16 protein-coding genes are annotated in these 14353 nt (G+C 56.5%); 4 read left to right on the plus strand and 12 right to left on the minus strand.

All coding sequences use genetic code 11. The features are described from left to right. Positions 1 to 63: 63 nt before the first annotated feature. The 11 genes from HY751_07315 to fabD all read right to left on the minus strand — a co-directional run bounded on the left by HY751_07315 (position 64) and on the right by fabD (position 9507). Positions 64 to 462 carry a cytochrome C gene (locus HY751_07315; protein ID MBI4666199.1) on the minus strand — a complete coding sequence of 133 codons (399 nt, stop codon included), beginning with the start codon at positions 460 to 462 and terminating at the stop codon, positions 64 to 66. 10 nt (positions 463 to 472) lie between these two features. After that, on the minus strand, positions 473 to 1495 hold the full coding sequence (locus HY751_07320) for a metallophosphoesterase (protein ID MBI4666200.1): 1023 nt from the start codon (positions 1493 to 1495) through the stop codon (positions 473 to 475). Between the two features lie 29 nt (positions 1496 to 1524). Then, positions 1525 to 2619 carry a cytochrome-c peroxidase gene (locus HY751_07325; GenBank protein ID MBI4666201.1) on the minus strand — a complete coding sequence of 365 codons (1095 nt, stop codon included), beginning with the start codon at positions 2617 to 2619 and terminating at the stop codon, positions 1525 to 1527. Positions 2620 to 2787: 168 nt separating this feature from the next. Beyond that, positions 2788 to 3912: a radical SAM family heme chaperone HemW gene (gene hemW, locus HY751_07330; protein MBI4666202.1), complete on the minus strand. Its 1125-nt coding sequence runs from the start codon at positions 3910 to 3912 to the stop codon at positions 2788 to 2790. After that, positions 3909 to 5012: a tRNA guanosine(34) transglycosylase Tgt gene (tgt, locus tag HY751_07335; GenBank protein MBI4666203.1), complete on the minus strand. Its 1104-nt coding sequence runs from the start codon at positions 5010 to 5012 to the stop codon at positions 3909 to 3911. The genes hemW and tgt overlap by 4 nt, the downstream gene beginning before the upstream one ends. 46 nt (positions 5013 to 5058) lie before the next feature. After that, complete coding sequence (locus tag HY751_07340; protein ID MBI4666204.1) at positions 5059 to 5472, minus strand: YjbQ family protein; 414 nt, start codon at positions 5470 to 5472, stop codon at positions 5059 to 5061. Between the two features lie 25 nt (positions 5473 to 5497). Beyond that, positions 5498 to 5914 carry a transcriptional repressor gene (locus HY751_07345; GenBank protein ID MBI4666205.1) on the minus strand — a complete coding sequence of 139 codons (417 nt, stop codon included), beginning with the start codon at positions 5912 to 5914 and terminating at the stop codon, positions 5498 to 5500. A 264-nt stretch (positions 5915 to 6178) separates the two neighbouring features. Further along, entirely contained in the window at positions 6179 to 7423 is a 1245-nt protein-coding gene (gene fabF, locus HY751_07350) for a beta-ketoacyl-ACP synthase II (protein ID MBI4666206.1), read from the minus strand. A gap of 90 nt (positions 7424 to 7513) precedes the next feature. After that, positions 7514 to 7759, minus strand: coding sequence for an acyl carrier protein (locus HY751_07355; protein MBI4666207.1), 246 nt, complete (start codon positions 7757 to 7759; stop codon positions 7514 to 7516). A gap of 68 nt (positions 7760 to 7827) precedes the next feature. Beyond that, complete coding sequence (fabG, locus tag HY751_07360) at positions 7828 to 8574, minus strand: 3-oxoacyl-[acyl-carrier-protein] reductase (GenBank protein MBI4666208.1); 747 nt, start codon at positions 8572 to 8574, stop codon at positions 7828 to 7830. A 3-nt stretch (positions 8575 to 8577) separates the two neighbouring features. Further along, positions 8578 to 9507 (minus strand): ACP S-malonyltransferase, encoded by a 930-nt coding sequence (gene fabD, locus HY751_07365; protein MBI4666209.1) that lies wholly within the window; start codon positions 9505 to 9507, stop codon positions 8578 to 8580. A gap of 207 nt (positions 9508 to 9714) precedes the next feature. On the opposite strand from fabD, the gene HY751_07370 reads away from it, so the two are divergent. From HY751_07370 to HY751_07385, 4 genes are all read left to right on the plus strand, one after another. Beyond that, a complete protein-coding gene (locus tag HY751_07370; GenBank protein MBI4666210.1) occupies positions 9715 to 10728 on the plus strand; it encodes an ATP-binding cassette domain-containing protein in 1014 nt (337 codons plus the stop codon). Next, positions 10728 to 11567, plus strand: coding sequence for an ABC-2 family transporter protein (locus HY751_07375; GenBank protein ID MBI4666211.1), 840 nt, complete (start codon positions 10728 to 10730; stop codon positions 11565 to 11567). Before HY751_07370 ends, HY751_07375 begins: the two co-directional genes overlap by 1 nt. Positions 11568 to 11569: 2 nt before the next feature. Continuing rightward, entirely contained in the window at positions 11570 to 12376 is an 807-nt protein-coding gene (locus HY751_07380; GenBank protein ID MBI4666212.1) for an ABC-2 family transporter protein, read from the plus strand. A gap of 68 nt (positions 12377 to 12444) precedes the next feature. Further along, entirely contained in the window at positions 12445 to 13494 is a 1050-nt protein-coding gene (locus HY751_07385) for a mechanosensitive ion channel family protein (protein MBI4666213.1), read from the plus strand. Positions 13495 to 13501: 7 nt separating this feature from the next. On the opposite strand, the gene HY751_07390 is transcribed toward HY751_07385, so the two are convergent. Further along, positions 13502 to 14353, minus strand: a complete 852-nt coding sequence (locus tag HY751_07390; protein ID MBI4666214.1) for an ABC transporter ATP-binding protein — start codon at positions 14351 to 14353, stop codon at positions 13502 to 13504.

Genomic DNA, 14353 nt, shown 5'->3' on the forward strand with positions numbered 1-14353 from the left:
CCCCTCGGCCAATCCCTGTTCACCGCAGGTTTCAGCCGAAAGGGAGGTCTGACGCGAAAAATGTCAGTGCTTGCCAGGCGCGAGCGATAAGCCGTTACGTTCGGAGGTGATATACGCCTCCAGCGCCAGCATTCGCGGGTCGTTGGCGTCAAAGGCCGTGCCTTTTGCGGGATTTATGATGCACCAGTTGATCATATCCCGCAGGGCGGCCACTTTGCCCAACTGTATCTGAAACTTGGGGTATGTCTCCGGATGGGTATCCGCGGCGTTGGGGTGGCACATATCACAAGCCACGCCGTTTGCGCCTTGGGGGGTGTGGAATATCCTGTATCCCTCGTCCACCACCTTTTTATACGCGGCCTTGTAATCCACCAGGTCCTGCGCCGTGAGCTCCGCCGCATGCGAGGTTCCGGCCATGGTTACCATCACCCCAAGCAGAGCGTAAATCGCTTTTATATGCATGGTCCCCTCCTTAATATCTTTGCCTGGCCAGGTCGGTCCTGCTGGCTTCACGCGGTTTCATGTCCGGCCCGATATTCACCGGTTTGTTCTCCCAAAGCTCGTAATGTTTACTGGGGAGCCCCCCGGCCACATTCACCCAGCCCCAGCCGCACCCGTCGGTGCTTTTGAAGGGGTTGGCCCGGTTCATGGGTATTGTAAGTTTGGGGACGCGCCTGCTATCCGGATACGGCCAGGGCCACGCCGTTGACATCACGCCGAAGAAGCGGATGGGGCCTATCTGGTTGACCAATACCTGGTGCGTATGGCCGTGGATAACCGTGACGTTCTTGAACCGGGACAATATCTTCTGCGCCTCCTCGGCGTCGTCCGTCCAGAAGTTCCACGGCTTGTAATACTTGTACAGCGGCGAATGGGAGAACACCACCACCGGAGTAGATGGCGAAACCTTTTCCAGCTCCACCTTCATCCATTTAAGCTGTTCTGAGCCCACCATGAAGGGCGACCCGTTGGGATTGTCCAGCTGGGCCATGTTTTTCATCCGCTCCTGGGGCGTCTTCCACTGGTTAATCCACTTTTCGTAGGTGAGGATGCTGTTTATGGCTATAAACTTCACCCCTTTGTGTTCGAAGGAGTAATGATCCGGGCCAAAGAGGGAACGCCAGTACTCCCCCATGTCCAGGTAAAAGTCGTGCTCCCCCATGATGGCCCTGATCTTGTGCCTGGTTTTGGAGAGCATCCCCATTCCATGGTCCAGCTCTTCCTTCTTGCCAAACTGGGCCAGGTCGCCGCCGTAAAACACGAAATCCGGCTCGATGTCGGCGAAATCAAGATCCGCCACGGCTTTTTTCAACCCGTTGTCGAAAGTTTCTGTAAATGTGGAGCCGCTGACCTGGTTGATATGCGAGTCGGAGATGTAGGCGAAGGTGAACGGTTTCCCGTCGCCTCCAGTCATGGAAATGAAGCTCAATGGATTAGCAAAAGCCATCGCGCACGCGGAAACACCCGTCTTTTTCAAAAAGTCCCTTCTATCCATACCCATTGCCTGGCTCCTCCAAAAAGCCGTTAAAGTTGAGGGCTGGTAAGCGACCGCAGGAATTCCACCAACTGCCGCTTTTCTTCACTGGTAAGGCCCAGCGGCCGCATCCCTCCGTCCAGAAAACGGTTAGGCTCACCGCCGCGGTCGTAAAACTCCACGACCTCCTCCAGCGTGGCCGTGCCGCCATCGTGCATGTACGGCGCCGTCAGCGCCACGTTGCGTAGCGTTGGGGTCTTAAAGGCTCCGATGTGCCGGTTTTCCAGCGTAACTGCGAACCGGCCCAGCTCCGAAACCTCTTCGTTGGTTATCGCTTCCACATCCAGCGAGCCCCCTTTGCCCTTCCATTCCTTGAACGCCTGGGTCTTCTCCTTGAGCTTCGGAGAGATTTTCGAGAACCCTACGCCGATGTTATGAAAATCGTTATCGGTGAACAGGGCGAATTTTTCCGAGATGGCGTGGCAGGTTTGGCACCTGCCTTTTCCGTTGAAAATTTCGAACCCCTTCTTCACATCATCAGGCACGGCCGTTTTCTCGCCGCCGAAATAGTAACGGTCAAAGGGGCTGTTACCGAAAACCAGCGTCCGCTCGAAGGAAGCTATGGCCATGGCCACATGGTCTATCGTGATTTTTTCCCCGGCGACGCCGAAGGACTCTTTGAACGCTTTTACATACGCCGGATCTTTCCTCACTATCTTGAGCAATTCGCCATGGTTTGCAAGCCCATGCTCCACCGGGTTTATGAGCGGCCCCTTGCTCTGCTCCTCAAGCGAGCCGGCCCTGCCGTCCCAAAACTGCAGTTTGTTATAGGCGGCGTTGGCCGATGTGGGGGCGTTCCGGGCGCCGGTCTGTTTCCCTACCCCTTCCGACACCCTCTTGCCGTCTGCGAAACCTTTCTTCGGCGAATGGCAGGTAACGCACCCCACCGTGCCGTCCTTGGAGAGTCTGGTGTCGTTATAAAGTTTTTCACCAAGAGCGACCTTTTCTTTGGTGATGGGGTTGTTTTCCGGCACGGGAACCGGCGGCAGTCCCAGGGGAGCTGAAACCTTGAATTCACCTTTGGCTGTTTGGGGGGTAAAGATGAGAAGAACTGTCAGCAAAAGAGCGGGGCTAAGAAGCTTCATGCTGTCCTCCCATAATCAAGGGACACCCTTTAACACAGGTCTAAAATTTATACCCAATCTAATTATTGTCAAGAATTTATTGGCCGTGTTTTTTGGGGAGTTGGTTGACTGTGGCAAAAAAGAGGGAATAACGCCTGAATATTCAGCCTATTATCAATCCGAGCTATTTTAGACTTTTTCTAGTATGGAATTTAATAGCCTCCACCCGCCCGGTGTGGTTTTCAAGCGGTTCTGGGAAAATTCCAGCATGCCCTGGTCTATCAGCTTTAGCAGGCGTGGCGTTATTTCATTGTCGTAATACTGGATGCCTTCTTTCATCCGCAATCCCAACATGAGCCGTTCGGTGTATTTTTGGTTCGGCGTTAGCATCTCCTGGCTGACGGTGGGCAGGGCTCCGGAACCGGCAAGCCGCAGATATTCCTCCAGGCCCCGGGCGTTCTCGTATCGTACCCCGCCAATCAGGCCATGGGCGCCGGAGCCAATCCCAAGATAATCCCGGTATTCCCAATAGCCTATGTTGTGCAGGCATTCAAACCCGGGCCGGGCATAGTTGGATATTTCGTAATGCTCATAGCCCTCACCGCCCAAAAAGCGTTCGCTCGCGTCGAAGAACTCGTCTCCGTTATCCGGTAGCGCCACTTCGCCCAGCTCCACCGCCTTGCCCAATGCCGTGCCGGGCTCCGGCGTGAGTTCGTAACACGAAAGATGTTTTATGCCCCAGCGGCAAACCTCGGCAAGTTGGGCGATAAACCCACCCACCCTCTGGCCGGGCAGGGCGAACATCATGTCCACCGAAACATTTTCTATGCCGGTTGAGATCGCCATCTCCACCGCCTCTTGAGCCTGGCGCGGGGTGTGTATCCGCTCCAGCGCTTGAAGTTCCGCCGGATTTAATGATTGCGCGCCGATTGACACCCGGTTCACACCGCAAGCCTTATAGCCAGCCAGTTTATCCAAGGTGACGCTTTCGGGGTTCATCTCCAGCGTTATCTCGGCGCCGGGAAGGATGTTATGGGCCGCCGCCACCGCCAAGACTATCCGCTCCACCTGCCCCGGCGCAAGCAACGACGGGGTGCCGCCGCCGAAGAAAATGGAGGCCACATCCAGCCTGCCCGTATCCTGTGAGCGAAGGACGGTTTCTTTTACCACTGCGCCGATGTATGGTTCTACAAACTCTTCCCGCCCCGGAAGTGAATAAAAATCACAGTAAAAGCATTTGTGGCGGCAGAAAGGAATATGGATATAAATCCCGATGGCATGGGAAGGAACAGGGGGCATTACGGGGGCGTTCATGCCTCCTTGTCCAACTGGGCGGCCCATTGCCCCAGCGTTCCGTTTAGAATGGCTTTTTTAATCTCTTCAATCCTGTTCCTGTAAAACGTCAGGTTGTGGATGGTGTTCAGCCGGAGGGCCAGAATTTCCCCCGCCATGAAAAGATGCCTCAGATACGCTTTGGAAAACCGGGCGCAGGTGGAGCAGGAGCATTCCGGATCCAGCGGCGTGTTGTCCCGGGCGTACTGGGCGTTTTTTATGGCTATCTTGCCCTCTGACGTGAACAGGCTCCCATTCCGGGCGTTACGGGTGGGCATGACGCAGTCGAACATATCCACCCCCCGGGCCACGCACCGCACCAGGTCGTCGGGCGTGCCAACCCCCATTAAATATCTGGGTTTGTCTTTTGGAAGGTATGGTTCGGCGTGGTCTATCATATCCGCCATGATCTCCTTGGATTCACCCACCGAAAGCCCGCCGATGGCGAACCCGTCGAAAGGAAGCCGGGTTATCTCTTTTGCGCTCTGCTCCCTGAGGGCTGTGTCGAACCCGCCCTGGGTGATGCCGAATAGCGCCTGATCCTGCCGTTTATGCGCACTCAAGCACCGCTCCGCCCAGCGGGATGTGCGCGACAGGGCAGTTTGCGCCTCGTGAGGGGAGGCTGTGGGCGCCACCGGCTGGTCGAAAGCCATGATGATGTCCGCCCCCAGCGATTCCTGTATCTCCATGGAAAGCTCCGGGCTTAACATGTGTTTGGACCCGTCCAGATGGGAGGCGAACAACGCCCCCTCGTCGGTGATCTTTACCAGTTCGTTGAGGGAGAACACCTGGAACCCGCCGGAGTCTGTAAGGATGGCGCCATCCCAGGCCATGAACCTGTGGAGTCCGCCCAGTTCTTTTACCGTGTTGTGCCCCGGTCTCAGGTAAAGATGATACGTATTGGCCAGGATTATTCTGCTCCCCATCCCGTATATCTCTTCCGGGTCCATGGTTTTTACGGAGCCCTGGGTGCCCACAGGCATGAAAACCGGGGTTTCGACAATGCCGTGGGAAGTGGTGAAAAACCCTAGCCTGCCTTTGCTGGAAGGGTCTTTTGCCGTAACGGTGAAATTAAGATCCATCGGAAGATTTTATAACAGCGTGGGGTTTGGAAGCGCGGTGAAAAGCTCAACCGGCCACGATTTTAAAAAACACCGTCCTGTTCCTGGGCCCATCGAACTCGGCGAAATATACCCCCTGCCAGGAGCCAAGGACAATATCACCGCCGCTTATGATTACCGTCGCCGAACAGCCAAGCATGGAAGATTTGACGTGGGCGGCGGAATTCCCCTCCCCGTGCAGGTACGCCTTGTCGCTCCAGGGAACGATTTTCTCCAGCGCGTGGGCCATGTCCGCCATAACGTCCGGGTCGGCGTTCTCGTTGATGGTGACGGCGGCGGTGGTGTGCGGTACGTAGATGAAAAGAAGCCCCTCGGATACGCCGCTTTTCCTGACGTGCCTTCGGGCTTCCCCGGTGATGTCTATGAATTGCGTCCGGCTCCTGGTGGAAACAGTGAGACGCTCCACGCCAGAGCCGCCCATGGTGTTTACCCGAACCTAAGCGGGATTACTGGTCCCGTTTTTTCACGCGGATAACCACGTCCATCCCAAGCACTTCCATGTTGTCCGGCAACTGGGGCATGGCGGCTATCATCAGAGAGCCGGGCTCGATGTCTGAAAGCTCGCCGGTGTCCACATCGAAGATGTGGTGATGATCGGTGGTCTTCGGCTCGTAGAACACCCGGGCCGGGTCTGCTATTACTTCGCGGGCAAGCCCCTTCTCCACAAAAAGCTTTAGGGTGTTGTAAATGGTGGCCTTGGAAGCCAGGCTTCTGCCCCTGTTCACTTTCTCCAGCGTTTGTTCGGCGGAAAGGTGCTGTGGCCGCGATAGAAGTATTTGCGCGATTTCCACCCGCTGAAGAGTGGAAGTGATTCCGTGGCCTTTAAGAAGATCAGTTATGTCGGTGGTGGTAGTCCGCCCCATGGGGTTTGCGCTTGCGATTTCCATAAGTGTTAACTGGATACCTCTCAAAACGGTTCGGGCGCGATGTTTAGCCGGGAAAACAGGGAAAAACGCCTTCCTTTAGAATTCCGGGAATCGGGCCGGTATGATTATAGAGGCATATTATACCTAACGTTTCCCTAAAATCAACCAGCGCATAAACTGTATTTTTTATACAGTTTATGCGCCTCGTGCCTGCGCCAGCCCATCATAACGATGTTACTGGCAACGCTGGAGGCTGATAGATCAGGCTTGCGGCTTGCTGAAAATCACGGAACCGTTCACGCCGCCAAACCCGAAAGAGTTGGATAACGCGTATTCGATATTCCTATGGACCGCCTTGTTCGGCGCATAGAACAGGTCGCACGCCGGATCGGGGTTGTCCAGGTTTATGGTTGGAGGGATTATCCCGGTTTCCAGCGCCTTGATGGCGAATATGGCCTCTATTCCGCCAGCGGCGCCCAGCAGATGCCCGGTCATGGACTTGGTGGAAGACACCACCAGGTTGAAGGCGTGCTGGCCGAAAGCCCTCTTTATGGCCGCAGTCTCAATGGCGTCGGCCATGGTGGATGTGGCGTGGGCGTTAATGTAGCCTATCTTTTCAGGCATTATCCCGGCGTCCCGGATAGCGTGGTTCATGCAGGTAACCGCGCCCTCCCCGCCTTCCGGCGGGGCGGTCATGTGGTAAGCGTCTGCGCTCATGCCGTAACCTATAATCTCCGCGTATATTTTGGCGCCCCGGGCTATGGCGTGGTCTTTTCTTTCCAGCACCACCACGCCGGAGCCTTCACCCATCACGAACCCGTCCCGGTCTTTATCGAACGGGCGGCTGGCTTTTTCCGGCTCATCGTTTCGCTTGGACAACGCCCTGGCGGCGGCGAACCCCGCCACGCCAAGGCCGGTGATGGCCGCTTCGGCGCCCCCGGCAACTATCATGTCCGCGTCGCCCCGCTCTATTATCCTGGCCGCGTCGCCAATGGCCGAAGAGCCTGTGGTGCAGGCCGTTACCGGGCAACCTAGAGGCCCCTTGAGCCCGAAGTGGATGGAGACCTGGCCGGCGGCCATGTTGGCCAGAACCGAGGGGATGAAGAACGGGGACACCCGGCGCGGGCCTTTTTCCGCCAGTATCTTGGCCGTGGCCTCTATCTCCGGAAGGCCCCCTATGCCCGCCCCTATTACCACACCAAACCGTTCCCGCTGGGAAGGGGTGAGTTTTTCAAGGTCTATCCCGCAGTCCGCCAAAGCGTATTTCACGCTGGCGATGGCGAAATGGATGAAGGTGTCCATCTTTTTGGCTTCTTTGCCATCAAGATAGTTCAATGGGTCGAACCCTTTCACCTCCCCGGCGAAACGCACGGGGTAATCGGTGGCGTCGAACCTGGTGATGGGGCCTATGCCGGAGCGCCCCTCCACTATGCCTTTCCAGGTCTCATCCACACCTATACCCAGGGGGGTGACCATGCCAAGGCCCGTGATTACTACGTTTTTCATCCTATTGCCAAAAAAGCGGTTACGTCAGGCTTTTCAATAAAACCCGCCGCGGGCCAAAACGGCCCGCCGGATAGGGCATGGTGAAGGCCGTTAGGCCTTGCCCGCTGTGGCGTTGGTAATGTAATCAACGGCCTGCTGGACAGTCTGGATCTTCTCGGCGTCCTCGTCGGGGATCTCGATGTCGAAGGCTTCCTCGAAAGCCATCACCAGCTCCACCACGTCCAGAGAGTCCGCGTTAAGGTCCGTGTCGAACTTGGCGTTGGCCACAACTTTCTCGGCGTCAACCTCCAGTTGCTCGACAATGATCGACTTGACCTTCTCCGCAATAGACGACATAAGTCATTATCTCCCAAAAAACAGTTGTCTAATTTTAATTGAAAAGTCCCAAAATAAAAGCCCAAAATTCAAACGCCCATGGCCATGCCGCCGTTCACCGATATGGTCTGCCCTGTAACATACCCGGCGTCGCCGGAGGCTAGGTAAAGGCAGGCGGCCGCTATATCGGCCACTTCGCCGAACCGGCCCATGGGTATGGATTCCAACAATTTCTCCCGGACCTTGTCCGGAAGGGAGCCTGTCATGTCGGTCACAATAAACCCTGGCGCCACGGAGTTCACAGTCACCCCTCGCGATGCCAGTTCCTTGGCCGCCGACATGGTCATGCCGAAAAGGCCCGCCTTGGAAGCGGCGTAATTCACCTGCCCGGCGTTGCCTGTCTGCCCCACTATGGAGGATATGTTCACTATCCTGCCGTAACGTTTCTTTATCATCACCTGGGAGGCGGCCTGCATGAAGTTGTAGGCCCCTTTGAGGTTTACGCGGATCACCTCGTCGAAATCCTCTTCTTTCATCCTTAAAAGAAGCCCGTCTTTCGTGATGCCCGCGTTATTCACCAGTATGTCCAGCCCGCCAAGGCTCTCTACGCATTTGGCCACGGTCTCCTTGGCGAAAGCGGCGCTGGCCACATCCCCCGCCACGCCGATGGCTTTAACCCCCAGCGTCTGGCAGGCCTCCACCGTATCCGTGGGAACTCCGCCCCGGGCCACAAGAAAGAGGCTGGCCCCCTCTTTTGCGAATGCCTCGGCTATGCCCCGCCCTATGCCTCTGGAGGCGCCGGTAACCAGCGCCACCTTGCCGTTTAACCTGCCCATGGCTTAAAGCGCCTCCATCGCGCGGTTGAGATCCTCTACGGAGCCTATGGATATGGCCTCTATATTCTTGTCTATCCGCTTCATAAGGCCAGCCAACACTTTGCCAGCCCCCAATTCCAGCGCTTTGGTCACTCCCAGCCCCGGCAGGGTTTTCATGGAATCCACCCAACGCACACAGCCTGTCACCTGTTTAATCAGCCCGTCGCGCACATCCTGAGCGGTGACTGACAGCCCGGCGTCAACGTTGCGGATTATGGGGATTTTGGGATCGCGGACCTCCACGGTCTTCATATATTCGGCCAAGCCTTCCCGGGCAGGCGCCATGAATGACGTATGGAACGGCGCGCTCACCTGCAATGGAACCAGCTTTTTGGCCCCGGCGGATTTCAGCGCGTCCATTGTCTTTTGCATATCGCCAGCGGCCCCGGCGATAACAGTTTGCTCCGGGCTGTTGAAATTCGCCGGAGCCACGGAGCCGCCCGCTTCAGCGCAAACCCTGGCCACATCTTCGGGAGTAAGGCCTATTATGGCGGCCATGCCGCCTTCACCGGCGGGGACGGAGGATTGCATCAACTCCCCCCTTTTCCGTACAAGTTTTATGGCGTCGGTGAAAGATAAGGCCCCTGCGGCAAAACAGGCCGAAAACTCACCAAGGCTATGCCCAGCCACCGCTTTAGGCGCAATCCCTTTGGCCTCTTGAAGGGCCTCGTAAACCACAGCGGAAACCAACAGCAAGGCAGGCTGGGTGTTGGCCGTAAGGCGAAGCTCTTCCTCTGGCCCTTCGGCGATGAGTTTTAGCATATCGAATCCCAGAGCGTCGCAAGCCTCTTCGGCGCGGCGCCTGGCCAGAGGGCTGGACTGGAAAAAAGACATTCCCATCCCCACCGACTGGGATCCCTGCCCCGGAAAAAGAAAAACCAGCCCGCCACTCATGTTTCGTTATTTTTTCGTGAAATTAAACTGGGAAAAAAGCAAAGACGAAAAATAACCGGAAGCGCCACCTGTGTCAAGCAATGATTGGCCATGCATGTGACGCGGCTTTACAAAACAAATCCTTTAATACCCGCGGGGCTTTCGGTCTGTTCTGATAAAATCTAGCGATGTTTATATCAATGAACCGGCGTAGCTAGAGGCCGGCAAATGAGCGAAACTCCCTTGATCCGGGTGGAGCGGTTATGCCGCCAGTTCGCCGTTACCGAGGGCAGAAGCGGTTTTTTCGGCGCTTGGGCGAACCTCGTCACCCGCAAACATTCTGTTAAAAAGGCGGTGGACGACCTGTCGTTCAATATAAACGAGGGGGAGTTTGTGGGGTATGTCGGAGAGAACGGCGCGGGCAAATCCACCACCATAAAAATACTAACCGGCATCCTTACGCCCACATCGGGCCGGGCGGAGGTGGCGGGGGTTGTCCCCTATCAGCGGCGCAAGGATAATTCCAGGAACATCGGCGTGGTGTTCGGCCAGCGCACCCAGCTTTGGTGGGATTTGGCCGTTCGGGAGTCTTTCGACCTGCTCCGCTCCATCTACGCCGTGCCGGACGGGATTTTCCAGCGGAACTTTTCGGAGCTTTCAGAGGCGCTGGAGTTGGAACCTTTATTGAAGGTGCCTGTCCGGAAACTTTCCCTGGGCCAGCGGATGCGGTGCGACCTGGCCGCGTCGCTTCTTCATGGGCCCAAGGTCCTTTTTCTGGACGAACCCACCATAGGGCTGGACCTTATCGCCAAAGACCAGGTGCGGAAATTCCTGAAGAGGATAAATAAAGAACGGGGCTCCACTATAATCCTTACCACCCACGACATGGACGACATTGAGGCCCTTTGCGACAGGATAATGATTCTCGACGAGGGAAAGCTGGTGTACGACGGAGCCACAGAGCTTCTCAAGGGGGAATACGCCCGGGAAAAACTTCTGGAGGTGGAGTTTTACGAGCCGGTGGACGATTTCTCCAAACTGCCGATGGTGGAGCTTACCGTAAGCGAGGGGAACCGCCGGTGGTTGCGTTTCTCTCAAGACGACGCCTCGGCGCAGGAGGTGATAACCCGCCTGTTCGCAAACTACATGGTTAAGGACATTTCGATCCACGAGCCCAAGGTGGAAGACGTGGTGAAGAACATCTACGCCCACGGCGTCACCAGGCCGATGGGGAGGGTTTGATGCGGGCGGGCTCCGGGGAAACGGCGGCGTTTGGGGGGGCGGCCCTGCCGGTTTACCTGAACTTCGCCATTAAAACTTTTCAAAGCCAGCTGGCCTACAAGTTTGAATATTTCGTTGGGGTGTTCAACGGCCTGCTTTACATATTCATATTCACCGCTTTGTGGGGGGCCATCTACTCGGCCATGCCCGCGGGGGCGCAAAACTCTTTCACCCAGCCGCAGATAATCACTTACGCGGTGTTCGCCCTGGTTTGCCGCGTCTCCATGTCCATGGACGACACGGACATCGCCGGCCGGGTGCGTACCGGCGACATCGCCATGGACATGATAAAACCGGTGAACTTCACCCTGATGGTGCTGGCCAACGCCATGGGTGAGACCATGTTCCACTGGTTCACCCGGGTGGCGCCCATCATTCTTGTGTGCCTGCTGTCGTTCGACATAATCGTCCCCACGGCCCCGGAACGCTACCTTTTGGGGGCGGTGGCCTGGATTTTGGGATATTCCATCTCGTTCCTTTTAAACTTCTCGTTCGCCCTGCTGGCCTTCTGGTTCGTGGAGACCTTCTCGTTCCAGCTTATGAAATACGGCCTGCTCAACATTTTCTCGGGAAGCGTGGTGCCCATTGATTTCTTCCCGGAATGGGCCAAACCAGCCATCGCGGCCATGCCGTTCCAGTACATCCTGTACACCCCCACGGCGGTGTTCATGGGGCATATCACCGGCGCCGGGGCTTATAAGCTTATCGCCCTGCAGGGCGTGTGGGTGGTTATCCTCGGCGGCGTAAGTTATGTCATGTGGAACGCCGCCAAGCGCAAGCTGGTGGTGCAGGGAGGGTGACAGTGCGGAGCGAAGCGGCAATTTACCTGCGGCTAATCCTGGCCTCCATCCAGGCGAAAATGGAATACAGGGCCACTTTCGTGTTCCTGTTTTTCGCCCTTTTCCTATTCTACGCTGGGCAGATAGGCGCGGTGCTGGTGGTGATGGACAAGTTTTCCGCCATCAACGGCTGGAACCTGGGGGACATGGCGTTCCTGTACGGCCTGCTCAGTTTTTCCCAGGGCGCCTCCATGCTCTTTTTTTCGCCCTTGAACTATTTTGAGGGGATGATCCAGCAGGGGCATTTCGACAGGTATCTTATCCGCCCCTTAAGCCCGCTTTTGCAAACACTGTCCTCCGGATTCGAGATAAGCTCGCTGGCCCATTTCCTTATCGGGTTTATAGCCCTCTATTTCGGTTCCACCCGGGGAGGGGTGGATTGGGACGCGACAAAACTGTTTTTCCTGCTCATGGTCATAGCCGGGGCGGCGCTTATCCATGGGGCGGTGCGGCTGGCGGTGTCGGCGGTGGCGTTCTGGACCATCCGCAACCGCTCGCTGGTGCATACCATCGTTTACAGCTCCAAGGAGTTCATCGTGTACCCCATATCAATCTACCGGGTGTGGATACAGGTGTTCCTCACGGTGGTCTTCCCCATCGCGTTCATCAATTTCTATCCCAGCCATTATTTCCTGGCGCGGGAGACTTCCGACATGCTGTTCCACCCGGCGCTCCAGTACCTAACGCCGGTCATCGGCGCCGTGGCGTTCTGGCTTTCGCACATGCTGTGGAAGGTGGGAATAGACCATTACCAGAGCGTGGGAAGTTAATCCGCCCGGGATTGGCTTAAAAGCCATCCCCCGGTGGTAGAATAGCGTCAAACAATATCAGCGCCAGAATGATGGAAAAACTGCTGAAAAGCCTGCTGGATGGGAATAGCGCCGCGGACCTGGCGCTGGCCGCCGCTATCATGCTGGGCGGCGCGCTGGCCATACGGGTCGGCGTCTCCATATACGAGCGCAGGCTTAAAAAACTCGTGCCCGTATGGGGGGATGAGCCAGCGAGGTTTATCGTGGGCGCCATCGAAAAAAACGTCACGCCATTCTTATACCTGACGGCCATATACATAGGCGTCAAAACCCTCGCCTTGCCCTCGCCGGCCGGAAGGTTTGTGGACGCCGCAGGTTTTGTGGCGCTCACCTTTTTCGGCGCCAGGCTGATTTCCGAGCTGGCGGTTTATTCGATAGAAAAACGGCGGATGGAACAAGGCGGCGAGATAACCGCAAAAGCCCCGTTTACCCCTTTGATCACAGCTGTCATATGGGCGCTGGCCCTTATCTTCCTGCTGGACAACCTCGGCTTCAACGTCTCCACCGTCATAGCCGGGCTTGGTGTTGGCGGCGTGGCGCTGGCGCTGGCTTCACAGGCGGTGCTGGGGGATTTGTTCAGCTATTTCGTTATCCTCATGGACAAGCCTTTCCTTGTGGGAGACGTGATCTCATTCGACGGGATGACAGGCGCGGTGGAGCGGGTAGGGATAAAAACCACCCGTGTGCGAAGCCTGGACGGGGAGGAGATAATTGTTTCCAACACGGCGCTAACTTCAGCGCGGGTGAAAAATTACAAGCGGCTGGAGCGGCGCAGGGTTTTAACCCGGCTTGGGCTTGTTTACACCACGCCTCCGGAACTGATGCGGCAAATACCGGAAATGCTCAAGGCTATCGTTGGGGAGCATGAAAAAACAAAATTCGAGCGCGCCCATTTTGTTTATTTCGGCGAGTCCGCCCTGATATTCGAGATGGTGTATTTCGTGGAAGACCAGGACTACCAGCTGTTCATGGACATTCAAAGCTCGGTGGGTATCCGCATAGCCGAGGAGTTCTCAAAGCGGGGCATATCTTTCGCCTATCCCACTCAAACGGTATATCTGGAGAAACGGGAGGGTTGATTGCGGCCTATGGCTGGGGCTCCTCCCCCACCTTTTTCCCCGTCATTTTTATAAACACATCCTCCAGGTTCACCCGGCGCACGGTGAACGCCCCCGGCTCCGAGGAGGCCGCTGAATTGGCGTCCCCCTTGGCCTTGAAATATTTCGTGCGTATCTCCCCTTCCACCAGTTCGTCCAGCGCCCAATCCCCAAGCCCAGCCATGAGGGCCTGGGGGGCGTCCACTGCCATTATTTCCCCCTCGTTCAAAAAAGCCACCCGTTCCGCCAGAAACTCCGCCTCCTCGATGTAATGGGTGGTCAGGAAAATGGTGGTTCCGCCCTGCTGGATTTTTCTTATGAGCGACCATATCTTCCGCCGGATGGAAGGATCCAGCCCCACGGTGGGTTCGTCCAGAAACAATATGCGCGGCTTGTGCATCAGCGCCCGCATTATCATGAGGCGGCGTTTGAATCCGCCGGACAGGTCCTTCACAGGGTCATCGGCCCTGTCCGCCATTTCGGCGTAATCCAGCAACTCCTCCGTCCGGGCGCTTATCTGCTTGCGGGGCATGCCGAAAAGCATCCCGTGGATAAGCAGGTTTTCCCGCACGGTCAGCTCCCCGTCCAGGTTAATGGCCTGGTTCACCACGCCGTTCTGCCGTTTGGCGTTGAGGGTGTCGGACGCGATGTCATGCCCGTTCAGCCATACCCGCCCGGAGCTGGGGGCGCAAAGGCCGGTGAGGATGTTTATGGTGGTGGTCTTTCCGGAGCCGTTAGGGCCCAGAAAGGCGAAAAGCTCCCCTTCGCGCACTTCCAGCGAGATGCCCTTTAAAGCCTGAAAGGAGCCATATTTTTTTGTGAGGTTTTCTATCCTTATCAT

It is taken from the genome of Nitrospinota bacterium, from assembly GCA_016208975.1.
In the GTDB taxonomy this organism is placed as follows: domain Bacteria; phylum Nitrospinota_A; class UBA7883; order UBA7883; family JACRLM01; genus JACQXA01.